This is a genomic window from Gardnerella vaginalis (assembly GCF_001546455.1).
GTDB lineage: Bacteria > Actinomycetota > Actinomycetes > Actinomycetales > Bifidobacteriaceae > Bifidobacterium > Bifidobacterium vaginale_B.
This window is the reverse complement of the sequence record NZ_KQ956802.1, coordinates 15,063-31,527: the sequence shown is the minus strand read 5'-3', so window position 1 is coordinate 31,527 and position 16,465 is coordinate 15,063. Positions and strand designations below refer to the sequence as shown.

The 16,465-nt window shown below is 41.5% G+C and carries 13 protein-coding genes; 4 read left to right on the top strand and 9 right to left on the bottom strand.

Annotated elements, in window-relative coordinates; all coding sequences use genetic code 11:
- Positions 1-66: 66 nt before the first annotated feature.
- From HMPREF3216_RS00135 to HMPREF3216_RS00125, 3 genes are all read right to left on the bottom strand, one after another.
- A complete protein-coding gene (locus tag HMPREF3216_RS00135; protein ID WP_060786399.1) occupies positions 67-2,406 on the bottom strand; it encodes a RelA/SpoT family protein in 2,340 nt (779 codons plus the stop codon).
- Positions 2,407-2,526: 120 nt separating this feature from the next.
- Entirely contained in the window at positions 2,527-3,024 is a 498-nt protein-coding gene (dut, locus tag HMPREF3216_RS00130) for a dUTP diphosphatase (protein ID WP_060786398.1), read from the bottom strand.
- Positions 3,024-3,317 (bottom strand): DUF4193 domain-containing protein, encoded by a 294-nt coding sequence (locus HMPREF3216_RS00125; protein WP_004574584.1) that lies wholly within the window; start codon positions 3,315-3,317, stop codon positions 3,024-3,026. The genes dut and HMPREF3216_RS00125 overlap by 1 nt, the downstream gene beginning before the upstream one ends.
- 239 nt (positions 3,318-3,556) lie before the next feature.
- Between HMPREF3216_RS00125 and sepH the strand changes: the two genes are divergently transcribed.
- Complete coding sequence (sepH, locus tag HMPREF3216_RS06495) at positions 3,557-4,882, top strand: septation protein SepH (protein ID WP_060786397.1); 1,326 nt, start codon at positions 3,557-3,559, stop codon at positions 4,880-4,882.
- A gap of 31 nt (positions 4,883-4,913) precedes the next feature.
- Here sepH and HMPREF3216_RS00115 read toward each other — a convergent pair whose 3' ends face one another.
- Positions 4,914-6,131 carry an alkaline phosphatase family protein gene (locus tag HMPREF3216_RS00115; protein WP_060786430.1) on the bottom strand — a complete coding sequence of 406 codons (1,218 nt, stop codon included), beginning with the start codon at positions 6,129-6,131 and terminating at the stop codon, positions 4,914-4,916.
- A 205-nt stretch (positions 6,132-6,336) separates the two neighbouring features.
- Between HMPREF3216_RS00115 and HMPREF3216_RS00110 the strand changes: the two genes are divergently transcribed.
- Complete coding sequence (locus HMPREF3216_RS00110) at positions 6,337-9,018, top strand: DNA gyrase/topoisomerase IV subunit A (protein ID WP_060786396.1); 2,682 nt, start codon at positions 6,337-6,339, stop codon at positions 9,016-9,018.
- A gap of 69 nt (positions 9,019-9,087) precedes the next feature.
- Here the strand turns inward: HMPREF3216_RS00110 and HMPREF3216_RS00105 are convergent, their stop codons facing one another.
- The 3 genes from HMPREF3216_RS00105 to HMPREF3216_RS00095 all read right to left on the bottom strand — a co-directional run bounded on the left by HMPREF3216_RS00105 (position 9,088) and on the right by HMPREF3216_RS00095 (position 10,822).
- Positions 9,088-10,263: an MFS transporter gene (locus tag HMPREF3216_RS00105; RefSeq protein WP_060786429.1), complete on the bottom strand. Its 1,176-nt coding sequence runs from the start codon at positions 10,261-10,263 to the stop codon at positions 9,088-9,090.
- An 83-nt stretch (positions 10,264-10,346) separates the two neighbouring features.
- Complete coding sequence (locus HMPREF3216_RS00100; protein ID WP_060786395.1) at positions 10,347-10,574, bottom strand: DUF3791 domain-containing protein; 228 nt, start codon at positions 10,572-10,574, stop codon at positions 10,347-10,349.
- Positions 10,575-10,588: 14 nt separating this feature from the next.
- Positions 10,589-10,822 carry a DUF3791 domain-containing protein gene (locus HMPREF3216_RS00095; RefSeq protein ID WP_060786394.1) on the bottom strand — a complete coding sequence of 78 codons (234 nt, stop codon included), beginning with the start codon at positions 10,820-10,822 and terminating at the stop codon, positions 10,589-10,591.
- 149 nt (positions 10,823-10,971) lie between these two features.
- Here HMPREF3216_RS00095 and HMPREF3216_RS00090 point away from each other — a divergent pair, with 149 nt between their 5' ends.
- Both HMPREF3216_RS00090 and HMPREF3216_RS00085 read left to right on the top strand, forming a co-directional pair.
- Positions 10,972-11,379 carry a hypothetical protein gene (locus tag HMPREF3216_RS00090; RefSeq protein WP_060786393.1) on the top strand — a complete coding sequence of 136 codons (408 nt, stop codon included), beginning with the start codon at positions 10,972-10,974 and terminating at the stop codon, positions 11,377-11,379.
- Between the two features lie 58 nt (positions 11,380-11,437).
- Positions 11,438-12,547 (top strand): type II TA system antitoxin MqsA family protein, encoded by a 1,110-nt coding sequence (locus HMPREF3216_RS00085; protein WP_060786392.1) that lies wholly within the window; start codon positions 11,438-11,440, stop codon positions 12,545-12,547.
- 131 nt (positions 12,548-12,678) lie between these two features.
- Here the strand turns inward: HMPREF3216_RS00085 and HMPREF3216_RS00080 are convergent, their stop codons facing one another.
- Positions 12,679-15,045, bottom strand: coding sequence for a DNA gyrase/topoisomerase IV subunit B (locus HMPREF3216_RS00080; RefSeq protein WP_060786391.1), 2,367 nt, complete (start codon positions 15,043-15,045; stop codon positions 12,679-12,681).
- Positions 15,046-15,105: 60 nt separating this feature from the next.
- Entirely contained in the window at positions 15,106-16,419 is a 1,314-nt protein-coding gene (locus tag HMPREF3216_RS00075) for an RNA polymerase sigma factor (protein WP_081090861.1), read from the bottom strand.
- Between the last annotated feature and the right edge of the window lie 46 nt (positions 16,420-16,465).

The following is a 16,465-nucleotide window of genomic DNA, read 5'->3' as shown; positions in this document are numbered from 1 at the left end:
GCCAAAACACTCTTTGACTGGAAGTTTTATTGTTTAGTATTGGTTTAGCCGCAATCTAATCGCAGTTTAGTCGCGTTCCATTTTTCTAAGTCGCGGTTCCGCACTATCTTTTGCACCCGTAATTCTATAAACGTCAAAAACGCCATCAATCTTACGAATTGCAGCAAGAAGAGTATTCAAATGCTGAGGGTCTGCCATTTCAAATGTAAATTGGCTTGTAGCAACGCGATCGTCTCCAGTAGCAATCGTTCCCGAAAGAATGTTTACTCCATGATCCGAAAGAACTCTAGTAACATCCGAAAGCAAATGCTGACGATCCAAAGCTTCTACTTGAACTTTAACAAGGAACAAGCCTTTGTCGCTTGTCCATTGAACAGGAATAACACGTTCCGATTGCGACTTTTGCAAATCAATCATATTTTGGCAATCTGTTCTATGAACAGAAACACCCTGATTTCTTGTTATAAAGCCAACAATATTGTCTCCTGGAACAGGCATGCAACAGCGCGCAAGCTTAACCCAAACGTCTCCAACACCCTTTACCGAAACGCCAAGAACGCCGTTAGACTTGCGATTACGCTCTGCTCTTCTAAGCGGAAGCGCCTCTTCTTGCGCTTCTTCTGCTACTTCTTCGCTTCCCGCATCTTTAACAAGACGAGAAATAACATTTTGTGTAGAAACCTGGCCTTCGCCAATCGCAGCATAAACAGCCTCTACATTTGCAGTAATATTAAGCTCTTCTGCAACACCTATTAACGCTTGCGGAGTAAGCAAAGTAGAAAGAGGCAAGTTACGTTTACGCATAGCGCGCGTAAGCTCGTCTTTACCCTCTTCAATGGCCTCCGAGCGACGTTCCTTGCTAAACCACTGCCTAATCTTATTTCTAGCTCTAGGGCTTTTTACAAAACTAAGCCAATCTCTAGAAGGGCCAGCAGTATCGGACTTAGACGTAAGAACTTCTACAGTGTCTCCGTTGTTAAGCTTTGTATCTAGCGGAACAAGCTTTCCATTTACGCGAGCGCCCATCATTCTGTGACCAACCTCTGTATGCACAGAATAAGCAAAGTCAACTGGCGTTGCATCTTGAGGAAGAGCAACAATGCTCCCCTTTGGAGTAAACACGTAGACTTCCGAAGCTCCAAGATCTTGCTTTAAGGAGCCCAAGAATTCGTCGGAATCTGGCGTTTCGCTAGTCCAATCTGCAAGCTGCTGAATCCACTTTAAATTATCTAATTCGCTAAGCTCTTTGTTCTCTTCTTGCTCGCGCTTAACATCACCCTTATCTGGCTTACTTAAAGCGCGCCCAGCTTGGCCGTTTGCCTTGTACTTCCAGTGAGCAGCAATACCAAACTCAGCACGCCTATGCATATCCCATGTGCGAATTTGAATCTCAACAGGCTTTCCGCCAGGGCCTACAACAGTCGTGTGCAAGCTTTGATACATATTTAGCTTAGGAGTAGCTATATAGTCTTTAAATCTGCCTGGTACAGGGCTCCACCTGGCATGCACGGCACCAAGAGCTGCGTAGCAGTCTCGAATAGAATCAACGATTATTCGCACTCCTACAAGGTCGTAGATATTTTCAAAATCGTGGCCACGAACAATCATCTTTTGGTAAATTGAGAAGTAATCTTTTGGACGACCCTTAACCGAAGCCTTAACATGCTGCTGACTTAAATCTTCATTGATTTCTTCTAGAATTTGACGTAAATATACTTCTCTCTGGCCAGCTCTTCTAGCCACTAACACTACGATTTCGTTGTAAATCTTTGGATATAAAACTTTAAAGCTAAGCTCTTCAAGCTCGGTTTTAATGGCATTCATGCCTAAACGATTTGCAAGAGGAGCATAAACATCTAGAGTTTCTCGAGCCTTTTTATGCGAGCTAGATGGCTTAACATACCTCCAAGTACGCGCATTATGCAATCGATCCGCAAGTTTTACTACCAACACTCGCACATCTCGGCTCATTGCAACAACCATTTTTCGGATTGTTTCTGCTTGAGCGCTTTCGCCGTACTCCATATTGGATATTTTTGTAACGCCATCTACAAGGCCAGCAATCGTGTCTCCAAAATCTGCCCTACACTCTTCTAGCGTGTAATCAGTGTCTTCTACCGTATCGTGCAAAAGTCCTGCGGCAACAACAATTGGACCCATTCCAAGATCTGCCAAAATCTGAGCTACAGCAAGAGGATGAATAATGTACGGCTCTCCCGATTTACGCCTTTGACCAGTATGCTGCTTTACGGCTCTTTTATACGCCTTATGCAGAATATCCATGCTTTCATCGGGATGATGCCATTTGCACATTTGCAGTATAGGGCGCAATGGGTCTCGCATATCTTCGCTAATTTCGCATCCGAGCATGTTAGCGCCTTTAATGTCGTCTTGAACTTCTGCCATCGAATGCACCTCCCGATTTATAAATCCTATACTACCTTGTAAAACCAGCTAAATCATACAACATTTACAAAAACAAAATAAATCCGACTAACCCAATTTTAGCTAGTCGGATTTAATGAGTTATTGTACTCCAGTAGAGCCAAATCCTTTAGTAGATCTATCGGAACCTGGAAGCTGATCCGCCTCAACAAAGTTAGCTTCAACGTAGCGTTGAATAACAAGTTGAGCTATACGATCTCCGCGATTAAATTGCACAGTATTATTAGGATCCATGTTGATTAGTGGAACCTTAATTTCACCACGATACCCAGCATCAACCGTTCCTGGAGCATTAAGAACAGTAACGCCCTGTTTTACAGCGAGACCAGAACGTGGATGAACCAGAGCAACGTATCCAGCAGGCAAAGCAATTGCAATGCCAGTTGGCACTAGCGCACGCTCAAATGGACGCAAAGTAAAGTCCTCTGTAGTGCGCAAATCTGCTCCAGCGTCTCCAGCATGAGCGTAAGAAAGATGCTCTACTTTGGCCTTATTATCAGTATTATCAGTTCCATCGTTCAAATATTTAATAAGAACTTCTACCTGCTCTGGGCCAGTATAGGTCTCGTCGTAAGCCATTAAGCTGCGCACTCCTTGCAAATCGGTTGACCGTCTTGAGACATTTGAGCAAGCTGACTTCTATGCTTTACCAAGAAGCACTCGGAGCAAATAAACTCATCACCCTGCATTGGTATTACCGTAACAGATGCATCTTCGTTACTAAGATCAGCGCCTGGCAACTCGTAATCTTCTGCAATAGCATTTTCATCATCGTCTATATCGTTTGCAGAACTCTGCGAGCCTTTGCTTAACGCTTCCAACGACTCCTCGTCTTCGTCTTTACTACGAGGAGAATCATAATCCTGTGCCATTATGGTCCTTTCGTTTTAACACTACTTATTGCTTAAAGCTACTTTTTACTTTTCTACTCTACTTATAGCAATTAGCACTATTTATAGCAATTAGTCTAAATCTACCTACGCGCATAGCATACATGAAACATACCCCGCATAAAATACTTGTTTTTTTATTCATAGAAAATGGCAAAGAAGGCAGACTATGGACTAGAGTATGTTATAAGTATCGTTAAAAGCGAAGAAAGTGGTGCACAATGCTTGAAAATCCGCCAAAAGAGGCGAGTTTCGATCATGTGGATAATAATGGCGATTTAGTTTTTATTTTTGAAGACACGCCGTTAAAAATTCATGTTGACGACACGCTGGAGCACGCAATCGCAGAGTCGAAAAAACTAACAAATGTTGATGGAAGTAATCAAAATACAGTTAGCTCGCTTGGCAAATCTGACGATTCACCAGCTGTAACTACAGCAACGCTGCCTATATCTCAGATTCAAGCGTTAATACGAGCTGGCTTAGAGCCAGAACATGTTGCAAAGCGCTACAACGTAAGCGAATCACAAGTTAGACGATTCTCAAGCGGCGTTGAAACCGAAAAACAGTATGCTATTGAGCAATTCTTAACTGTTCCAGCCCCAAAGCAAAGTAATATGCGAACTCTTTCAGATTTGATTGAACGCACTCTTGCAAAAGCTCATATTGGAATGGAAACAGTAAAGTGGCGTGCAACAAGACGCGGTCTTGAGCCATGGCTTATAACCGCAGAATTCAACACCGCTACTCGCACAATAAAAGCCGAGTGGACTTGGAATATGCACGATAACTCCGTTACTTGCGCAAATCCTTCGGCTAGACTGCTTTTCGGTGAAGAAGTTATGAATAATGATTCTTCCAAAAAATCGCAGTTTGGTGGAGCGTACAGAGACACTGTAAGCATTAGCTTCCCATTTGCAAACGAAGATCTTCCAGGAAACTCAATTCGTTCTGCAAGAATAGAGCGCGCTGTTTCTCAATGGGAATCAAGGAATAGCGAAAACCTTGCAAGTGTTGCAAATGCAGCAAATGCCGCAGTGCAAGCACAAAGTGCAAAAGAACAGAATAGTAAAAATCAAGCTCTAAGCCAAAATAATGCGGATTATATGCAAAGCTTTGATCAAAACTATGAGCAAAATCAAGATCAGAGCAAGTTGCAAAATCAGCCTAATAATCAGCTTAAAAACAATGATTTAAGCGATTTAGTGGCAAATAGCGAGAATCAGTCGGATGCAAATGTAGATGCTGCACAAATCGCAGCAAATATTGCAAACTCAGCAAATTCTGATTTAAGCAACACTAGCAACAATTCAAATACGCTTTTTAGTGACGACTCTAGCTACAAGGCAAACAACGAATCGAACAACAAAAAAGCGCAGCAAGAAGATAAGCACGTTCAGGCAGACAAAACTGTTTCAATAGAAACACCAAAGTCTACGCAAACGCAAAAGTCTACTAAAGCGCGCACAAATGAGCATTCTAAAGCCAAAAAGAGCAGCCGAGCAGCCGTTCCTAGCTGGGATGAGATTCTTTTTGGAGAAGGGTGATTTAGCATAAATTAAGCTATATTAAGCTATATCAAGCTATATCAATTAAGCAAGGAATGTCCATTTCCATTGCGCTCATAGAGCCATGAACACTCGGCAAGTTCATGGCTTTTTCTGTTTCTATTCTAGAATCAACGATTGTTACAGACGACTTTGCTTGAACAAGAACATCTCCAATAACGCTTAACGCAAGCGGGCTGACTTTGCCAAAAACGCCGTCTTTAATAGCCTGCTCTTTAGTTCTAACAAGCGCTTTATCTTGCAAAACATTAGCCCATCTTAATGCAATGTCTTCTGGATTTTCGCCAGATTCCGCATAGAGCATAACAGAACGTGGCTCTCCCCCAACAAGCTTAACTCCTTTAATAAGACGACTATCTTTTGCAATATCGATTGATAAATCTGGATTTGACTCAACCATTCCATGGTCTGCCGTAATAACGATTAAAGTACCTTTTTGGCAATTTTTTCTTAAAAGATTTAGCTGCGAATCAATCTGCTCAAAAGTAGAAACCCAATTATTGGAATTCCAACCGTAATTATGCCCTATTTTGTCAATATCTCTAAGGTATAAATAAGTTAATCCAGGCGTTTTAGTGCTGTTTGCAGCATTGATAATTCGCGCTCTAGCAGTTGTTCCGCTTATAAATTTAGCCCCTCTAAAAGCTGCTTGAGTTAAAGGGGAATCTTCAAATTTTGAAAGACTTACATGGTTTGCTCTAACGCCCAAGTTAGAAAGCGACTCAAATATTGTAGGCTGACGCTGTAAATCTTTTGGATCTGGAGCATCTCTAAATTGAATTAATTGAGATAAAGCGCCAGTTTTAGGATTTTTTTGAGTGTACCCAGTCATTGCAGTAAGGCCAGGGCAAGTTCCAGTGCCAAAAGTGGCCATTGCTGCAACCGTAGTGCTTGGAACACAAGTGGTTATAGGCCGCTGGTTTGCGCTGTTGTTAAGAAGAGAGCGCAAATATGGAGCATGACCTTTTCTACTAACAAGATTCCAGTACCCAAGACCGTCTACAAGAACAACAACAGCACTTTGTGCTTTAGGAAAACCAAGAGAATCTCGCAAAAAATCAGGGTTTTTATGGATTTGTGTGCAAATTGGCGATCCTATAGAAGCACTAAGAGCAGGAAGAATTGCAGATAAATGAAGAGCAAAATCAGGATTATTGTATGCGTCACGAATTTTGCTATTGTCAACAAACTTCAACAAGTCATCCAATTGTGGAACCTCAATAGTCATAAGCAACATTGTAGTTAAAAAAGAATACATATAAAGTGAGATTCAAATTAGCACTAAAGCAAAATTCAAGTTAGCACTAAAGCAGCAAGAAAAATCACAAGAAAAGTCGCCACTAAAATGGCAAGAAAATAAGCATTTAATAAACATTTGTGCATATAAATTGGTATTATAAAGGCTTGTAAACCACTTCAAGGAGTTTAAAACCATGCCTTCACGCAGCAAATCAACAAAACCAACCTTCGACCCTAGAAAGGTTAAGGAAAATATTGTTGAAACGCCGCTTAACGAAGAGATGAGCAAATCTTTCCTGGAATACGCGTACTCCGTGATTTACGCGCGCGCATTGCCAGACGCAAGAGACGGAATGAAGCCTGTACAGCGCAGAATCGTGTACCAAATGGGAAACATGAATCTTACGCCAGATCACGCGTACATGAAGTCTGCGCGCGTTGTGGGCGAAGTTATGGGAAAGCTTCATCCGCATGGAGATTCCGCGATTTACGAAGCAATGGTGCGTTTAGCTCAGCCGTTTTCGCTTAGACTCCCCTTGGTTGACGGCCATGGAAACTTTGGTTCCCTAGACGACGGCCCTGCAGCATCCAGGTACACAGAAGCGCGATTAGCCCCAGCAGCGCTTGGAATGAATGCAGACATAAACGAAGATACTGTTGATTTTGCGCCAAACTACGATAATAAGCTAAAAGAGCCAACGGTTTTGCCTTCTGCTATACCAAACTTGCTTGTAAACGGAGCTTCTGGAATCGCAGTTGGAATGGCTACAAACATGGCCACCCACAATCTTGGAGAGGTTGTTGCTGCAGCAAAATACGTTATGCGCCACCCAAACGCCACTCTAGACGATTTAATGCAAATAGTTCCAGGCCCAGATTGGCCAGGAGGCGGCATAATTATTGGCCGCAGCGGAATTCGCGAAGCGTACGAAACTGGAAGAGGCGCTTTTACAACTAGATCGAAAACACATATTGAAAACGTTACAGCACGCAAAAAGGCGATTATTGTTACCGAGCTGCCGTTTATGGTTGGCCCAGAGCGTGTGCTCGAACGCATATCTCAAGGTATAAAAGCACGCAAACTAGACGGAATATCTGGAGCAATCGACTTAACAGATAGACATAACGGAACGCGAATCGTAATAGAAATAAAAACAGGATTCGACCCAAACGCTGTTCTTGCGCAGCTTTTTAAACACACTCCGCTGCAAGAAAGCTTTACGATTAACAACGTTGCACTGGTAGACGGCAGGCCGCACACAATGGGTCTTCGAGAGCTTCTAGACGTGTGGATTTTGCACAGAAGAACTGTTATTAGAAGGCGTAGTGAATTTAGGCTAAACAAAGCCAAAGAGCGATTGCACCTTGTAGAAGGCCTTCTTCTTGCAATGCTAGACATTGACGAAGTGATTCAAGTAATTAGGTCTTCCGAAGATGCAGAAACCGCAAAATCAAAGCTTATTAGCGTATTTGATTTAGACGAAATTCAGGCTCAGTACATTCTTGACCTAAGGCTTAGAAGACTTACAAAAATGAGTCGAATCGAGCTAGAAGGCGAAAAAAACGACTTATTGCAAAAAATAGATGAACTTAACGAGATTCTAAGCTCCGCCAGCCAGCTAGATAAAGTTGTAATTGCAGAAATGGACTACGCTGTAAAACAGTGGGATACTCCGCGCAGAACAATTCTTTTAGATGAGCAAGAAGACGGCAGCTTTACACCAGTTTGCACTAAGAACACCAAAGTTGCAGATGCTGATTTAGCTATGGATGCCGTTATTGCAGCAAATAAGATTACAAGCACTCAAGCAGACGTTGCAGCAGCCGCACTGGCCGCTAAAAAGGCTGGAAGCAGCGATGCTGCTGCGGCAGCTTTGCAATTAAGCGACGAGCCGTGCGCAGTAGCGTTGAGTGCGTCTGGGCTTATAGCAAGAACAAGCGTTGAAACGTTTAATAAATGGCAAGCACATTCTTCAAGCGTTTTTAACACTCCATGCTTAAGCATGTTTGAAACAACAACTCGCGCAAACTACGCTTTAATAACATCCGCAGGGCGATTAGTAATAGCTCATGTTGCAGATTTGCCGCATTTAAATCAAGGGAACGAAGACGTTTTAGAATCACTTTCTAATGGCGTTAACGCAAACGAATTGCTAACCTCTACTCAAAGCACAGACCCGATTATAGGAGAAAAAGTCGTAGCTGCAATTGCAATGAGCGATGATTCTACAACTTCTACAACTTCGACTTCTCTTGCAATTGGAACAAAGAACGGCGTTGTAAAACGATGGAATTTTGAATCGCCAACAACAATGGATTCCTGGAGCATTATTGACTTAAAAGACGATGATTCGGTTATCAGTGCCGCTCCTGCAAAAGACGACGACAGGCTTGTGTTTATAAGCAGCGACTCCTCCCTACTTACATTCGACGCAAAACAAGTACGCCCACAGGGCAGAAATTCCGCTGGAATGGCAGGAATTAGGCTTAATGAAGGATGCGCTGTTTCTGCTTTTGCAGTTGTTGCTAAAAATGATGTTGAATGGAACTACGAAGAAGGGCAAAACGGACTATTTTCTGCTTCTGGAAGCGTGGTCTTCACTCTTGCTGGAGATAGCGACGCGCTTGCTGGAACAGAAAACGGAGCTGCAAAGATTACGCCGTTAGAAATGTACCCTACAAAGGGCCGCGGCACGGGAGGCGTGCGATCGCAGCGATTCCTTAAGGGGCAGAACACGCTTTTGCATGCATACGTTGGAAACTATCCGCTTTACGCTACTACACAACGTGGAGCAAATGTGGAACTACCTAAGCCAGATATGCGAAGGGATGCTTCGGGAACTGAGCTTGTTTCCCCTATTGCGCATATTGGTTAGTTACATTGGTTAATTACGCTGTACAGTTACGCTGTGTAGTTACGCAATCTTACACAAATACTTTCACGCTCAACTTTCGCAAGTTCGAAGCAGACGCATGTGCATAAAAGTCATTACAGATAGCAAAATAATCAAATATGCTGGCAGCAAAGACATAGACACGTTTTGACCAATAAACCCAAAGATTGCAGGCATTACCATTGATCCAATATATGCGCTTGCCATTTGCATGCCAACAATCGCTTGCGATTTATCAGCACCAAAATAATGCGGCGTAGAATGGATAATGCATGGATAAACTGGAGCGCATCCTAAGCCAATAATCACAAAACCTGCAATAAGCTCAATATGATTCGGCAATGGCAATAACAATACCAGAATTCCCACAAGCATCACGCACTGACCAATACGAATCATTGTTGCATCGTTAAAACGCATTGTTAAAAAACCACTTATAAATCGTCCTGCTGTAATACCAACGTAAAATAAACTTGCCCATCCCGCTGCAACAACGCGACCAACTCCCCCATGCAAAACCATGTAACTGCTAGCCCATAATCCTGCAGTTTGTTCAATAGCGCAGTAGCAGAAGAACATTATAAGAATATTTTTAGCTCCAGGAATGCGCAAAACTTCCGCATAAGATAGCATTCCAGAAGATTGTTGCTTTGAATCAGTAATATTCACTTCTTTTTTTGTATTATTTTGCCACAGCGGCAAACTTATAAACAGCACAAGAGTTAAAACAATTTGTATAACAGCAATATACTGGTATCCTGCAGGCCAGCGCTGACCGTTAGAAAGCGCAAACCCCATAACGTAAGGGCCTGCCGAAGCTCCAATTCCCCACATGCAGTGAAGCCAGCTCATATGCCAACTCTCATAGTGAACTGCAACGTAATTATTAAGAGCCGCGTCCACTCCTCCAGCGCCCAAACCATATGGTATAGCTAGAAAAATAAGCACAAGATAATTCGGAGCAAAAGAAAAACCCAGTAAAGCTAAAGCTGTTAAAGCAACTGAAATAAACGTAACTTTCCCTGGGCCAAACTTATGCGTAAGCCTATTAGATAACAGCGCAGAAACAATTGTTCCTGCAGAAATAACCATTGATATTCCGCCAGCCCAAGAAATTTGCGCACCAACATCGTGGCTCATAGTCGGCCACGCGGCTCCAAGAAGAGCATCTGGCAAACCCAAGCTAATAAATGCTAAATAGATAATTGCAAGAAGAAGGTTAATCATATTCACATATCAATTCATAAAACGAGTTATAAGTTTTTGCATTAGGATTTAGGTAGGATTAAAAAACGCCAGCACTATAACATTTACAAATTATTTTTCTCACTGGCTTCGTGCATCTCATCAAGCAGATCTTGAACCAAATATCCGTCACTCATACAATGCATATCCGAAATACCATTACGCATCAAATCGTAAGTAACAGAATGGTAAAACACGTCAAGCGCCTGCTCATAACTCAAGCCAGCACGCTCAACTAAAAGACTTACAACCCTAGCATACTTCTTTTGCAACAAAATAGGATTCGCCCTCAAAATCCATCACTCCCCTAAATCTTTGCCACACCTTTTTCGCGCATGAAAGAAATAATATCGTTTGTAATATACTCTTTGCCTTGAGTATGCAAAACATCATATGACGGAACAATATAAGACATAAGAATATTACTTTTCTTAGTCAAAGCATCATACGTATCACGAGGGTTTTGATTAAGCTTTTTAGCAACATTTTCAATACAAAATATTGCAAAATCAAGCTTATCTTTGTCAAAGCCTTCTTGCAGATAATCTTAAAGCATAAAAACAAGCCAAATACATTAATAACGCTAATAAATTTTATTCTAAAATGCATGTGCAATTATTTATGCATCAATAGATGCATTTTTCTTGATAAAAACGATTATTTTTTGTATCATAAGAGTGGAGGTGGTATATGAACAGAAACTATAATCAGAATTACACAAAAGAAGAAATTTCAGCAATACTTGCAAAGATAAAAGACTGCATAAAAAATGACCGTTTTACCATCTCGTTAAACGAAAATCGTCAGGAAAACATAAACTTCATTCGAGAATACAACATACGATCAGATATTCAGAAAAATATACTTCTCAACATTGAAGTAGAAGATTTTTGTCATTCGTTAAAAAACAAAAAAAGAGGCTATGAATATGAAACGCTTTACGTATTCGCGCCACGAGTAAAACTATCACACGTAGGTAAATGTGAGATGGTAAACATTTACACGAAGTTTAATATCATTACTATTTCTCAGCAAAATAGAACAGTTGTTATTTCATTCCATAAAGCGAATAAACAGATAGATTATTTATTTAAATAATCTAATAAACAACTCAAAAAATAATAAATCTGCTAATTTTCAATAAAAGGCTCTCATAATGAAAGATAATAAAACATTTTGCGAAGAGTGCAGGAATGATGTTGAGTACTCAACAAAATCCATTCCAATGACTGCATCTATTAAAGGGAAACAATATTCCTACACTGGCACAGAAGCACACTGTAAAGAATGCGGTTCTTACGTATATGTACCAGAAATTATCGACGCGAATCTTCGAGCATTGTATGACGAGTATCGTAAAGAAAACAATATTATTCCTCTTGATGAAATCAACGAAATACCTACTAAATACTCAATAGGTAAACGGCCACTTTCACTGCTACTCGGCTGGGGAGAACAAACATTTTCTAGATTTGCAGATGGAGATATTCCTTCAAAACAATATTCTGACATTTTGCTACGCATTTATAATGATCCGGAATATTACTTGCAATTATTAATCAGCAATAAGAACAATCTGAAATCCGCACTTAGCTACGAAAAAAGCTATAAAGCAACACAAAAACTAATACGCGAATTACAAAATAACTTTGCAAACAATAACTTTGATAGCAATAAGTCGAGTGACAAAATAAACAATGTAATACAATACTTGCTTATAAAGTGTGAGGATATAACTCCCCTGGCCTTGCAAAAATCCTTATACTACATTCAGGGTTTTTATTTCGCTTTTTATAAGTCGTTTATATTTACAGACGATTGTCAAGCATGGGTTCATGGACCTGTGTATAAAGACGTCTATTTGCGCTATAAAAACTACATTTTTAATCCAATAGATTCACCAACCAAGGAAATATCAGGAATTAAATCATCAGAAAAATTAGCGGATTACAAACATGTTCAAAAAAGTGATGTGACACTATTTACAGCAGATCTAACAACCACACTATCTGCCACCGAAAGAGCAGTATGTGATAGTGTTATCGATAATCTTTGCTGCTACAGTGGTAAAGAACTTGAAAGATTCACACATCATGAAGAGCCTTGGATACTTACTCGCGGAAATCTAAAAACTAATGATTCATCAAATAAAATAATCAATAAAAACATAATCGGCGAATACTTCACAAAAATAAAAGAAAAATACAATATGATAAACCCAGACGACATAAGCGAATATGCAAAAAGCATGTTTGCAAGAAAATAACGTAATAGCATAAGATACGCATAAATCCTACTGCTGCAATTCACTAAACAGTAGGATTTATGTGTAAGTAATTTATGTGTAAGTAATATAAATCCAGTTTCACCTATCAACAAACTATTTTTAAGCAAAAATCAGGTATCGATTTTGGAGCGATCAAAGTCGTCTGCATTATCAACAATAAACTGCTTTCGCGGCGGAACGTCATCGCCCATTAGCAAATCAAATACCTCGCTCGCCTGCTGAGCATCTTCCATACGAATCCTTCTTAACATACGCGTTCTAGGGTCCATAGTGGTGTCTGCAAGCTGATCCGCATCCATCTCACCTAAGCCCTTGTAGCGCTGAATATCGCTGTTAAAATCAATGCCCTTAACTTGCAAATCATCAAGCTTTCCAGCCAATTCGTCGTCGGAATACGTGTAAATATACTCGCCTTTGTGCTTTCCAGCGAGCGCAATCCTGTGAAGCGGAGGCACTGCAGCATAAACGTGGCCGTGCTCAATAAGTGGGCGCATATAACGGTAAAACAGAGTTAGCAGCAAAATACGAATATGCGCGCCGTCAACATCTGCATCTGTCATCATAACAATCTTGTTATAACGCGCTTGCGAAATATCAAAACTTGCTCCCGACCCTGCTCCAACAACCTGAATAATTGCAGCACACTCTTTGTTGGAAAGCATTTGCGCAAGACTTGCTTTTTGAACATTCAAGATCTTACCGCGTATTGGCAAAAGCGCCTGGAAAGCAGAGTTTCTTGCAGCTTTTGCAGTTCCGAGTGCAGAATCGCCCTCCACGATGAAAAGCTCTGCAACATCGTCGTTTCCAGGCTGGCAATCAGAAAGCTTCGGCGGCATAGAAGCAGACTCAAGAGCGTTCTTTCTGCGAGTAACTTCCTTAGTTTTACGCGCTTGAATGCGCGCATGCATCTCGGAAACAATTTTCTCTAAAACTCTAGCAGACTGCTCTTTTAATCCTCGCTTGGACCCGCTAATCATATCCCCAAATTGAGAATCCGTCATTTTTGTAACGATTGGCTTAACTTGAGCTGTTCCAAGCACGTCTTTGGTTTGACCCTGGAATTGAGGCTCTGCTATGCGAACTGTTACAACAGCCACCATTCCAGCTAGAATATCGTCTCGCTCAATCTTAGTGTTTGAATCTTTAAGATTGACTTTAAGTTTTCTAGCATTGTCTTCGACAGCCTTGCGGATTTGCTTAGTCAAGCCTTGCAAAAAGCCGTCAACATGCATACCACCACCAGGTGTTTCAACAACGTTCACAAAGCTAACAATCGTTGAATCGTAGCCGTTTACCCAGCGCATTGCAATGTCTACAGCACACTTACGCGTTACTTGCTGAGCATGCAAATCGCCTGCAGAATCAACAGCTTGAGTCTCTTCAATATAAGTGTCTTGGCCAGAAATTCGCCAAATATCGGAGATGGCTTGACCTTTTGAAAGAAAGTCAACAAAATCTTTTACTCCACCATTGTGCAAGAATTCAACAACTCTAGGGTGATGATTATTTTGCAATTCTCTAGCAGATTCGCTATTGGCAACAGATTGCGCAGTGGATTCATCAGATTCATCAGACTCATCGTCGTCATCAAAATCGGTCTCAGACTCATCATTATTTACCAACGTGGACTCAGACTCGAGTTCTTCTGTATTAGATTCGTCATCATTTTCGTACTGATTCTCAAGAATATTATTATCTTCCGCAATAACGCCTTCTGGAGAATCAATTTCTTCAATATTTGCAGATTCGCCTTCTGGTACATGCTCATCAATAACAGTAATTTTTAAGCCTGGAACCAAAAAACTGGTTTGACGAACTCGGTCAATCAGCTGTTCGTAACTAAAGCGAGCCGTTGAATTAAAAATCTCAGGATCCGCCCAATATCGAACTCGAGTACCAGTAGTTTTTGGAGAAACAGTACCAATAATCTCAAGTTCGGTAGGCTTGTTTTTACGCGTACGCTTAAAAGGAGAAGCAGGAGATGGATTTGCTGGATCTGCATCGCTATACACACCAGGATGCCCCTGATGGAACGCCATGTGATGCGTTTTACCGTCTCTATCTACTTCTACATCTAATCGCAAGCTCAACGCGTTTACAACAGAAGAGCCAACGCCATGCAAGCCGCCTGCAGCATTATACGAAGCGTTACCAAACTTTGCTCCAGCATGAAGCTTAGTTAAAACAACTTCAACGCCTGTAAGCTTTGTTTTTGGCTCTACATCTACTGGAATACCGCGACCATTATCTGCAACTTCAATAGATCCATCGTTGTGAAGAGTAACAATAATATGATTGCAAGCACCAGCTAAAGCCTCGTCAACCGCATTATCAATAATCTCCCAAAGGCAATGCATTAATCCCTGGCTGTCGGTAGTGCCAATATACATACCTGGGCGCTTACGAACAGCATCCAAGCCTTCTAGCACGGTTAAACTATCGGCATCATATTGCTCTTGCTCTTTAAGAGAAGCCACTTTTACCCCTTATTCAACAACAATTAAAGCTTAAAGCTACTAAAGCGCAGCTGCAGCAAATCACTGATCTAAGAAGTCACGCAAAGTCTGCGATCTAGATGGATGACGCAACTTAGACATAGTCTTAGACTCAATCTGGCGAATGCGTTCGCGAGTAACTCCATACACGCGCCCAATATCGTCCAAAGTCTTAGGCTGGCCATCTTCCAAGCCGTAACGCATTTTAATAACACCAGCTTCTCTAGGAGCCAATGTTTCCAAAACCTGCTTAAACTGCTCTTGAAGAAGCGAGAAAGCTACTGCATCCGAAGGTGCAATTGCATCGGTATCTTCAATTAAATCACCAAACTCGGAATCGCCATCTTCACCCAAAGGAGTATGCAAAGAGATAGGCTCACGACCATACTTTTGAACTTCTTGCACTTTTTCTACAGGCATATCAAGCTCGCGCGCAAGCTCGTCTGGCGTAGGCTCGCGACCCAAGTCTTGGAGCATTTGACGCTGAACTCTAGAAAGCTTATTAATAACTTCCACCATATGCACTGGAACTCGAATTGTACGAGCCTGGTCTGCCATAGCGCGAGTAATGGCCTGGCGAATCCACCACGTTGCATAAGTTGAGAACTTAAAGCCCTTCTTCCAATCGAACTTTTCTACAGCACGAATTAAGCCAAGGTTGCCTTCCTGAATTAAATCAAGGAAAAGCATGCCCCTGCCTGTATACCTTTTAGCAAGAGAAACAACAAGACGAAGGTTTGCTTCAAGAAGATGATCCTTAGCTTTCTTACCGTCTGCTGCAGCCCACTTTAACTCACGCTTGCGCTTAAATTCCATTTGATCGATTTGAGTGTCGAGCAAATGCTGAGCATACAAGCCAGCCTCAATTCTCTCCGACAAATCAACCTCTTGCTCGGCATTAAGCAGGCTCACGCGACCAATCTGCTTTAAATAATCCTTAACAGGATCTGCAGTAGCTCCTGTAGCGATTACGCGACGCTTTGGATTCCCAGAAGGAGTTAGATTATCGTCATCGTCATCATCTCGAACAATAAAAGCACCTTTAGCTTGTGGAACTTGCGGAGCTTCTGGCTTGTTTTCTTCGCTATCTTCGCTATCTTCTTCGGAAATATCGTCTAGATTATTAATGTCGTCAACGTCGTCCAAGTTGTCTACATCGTCTACATCAAGATCATCGTGGATTTCATCAAAATCTTCATCTTCTAAATCCATGTGGTCTTCGTCTGGATCCATTGGCGCATCAACATCAACGTCTACATCAACATCTTGAGCATCAACATCTTCTGCCATTTTAAAGTCCTGCTGTTCTTCTTTGCTCGTCTTGGAATCGACAATCGCTTTATCTTTGCTCGCCAAACTTTTCCTCCTGTAGATTCCCCGCTAGCACAAAGTAATCTGCCAA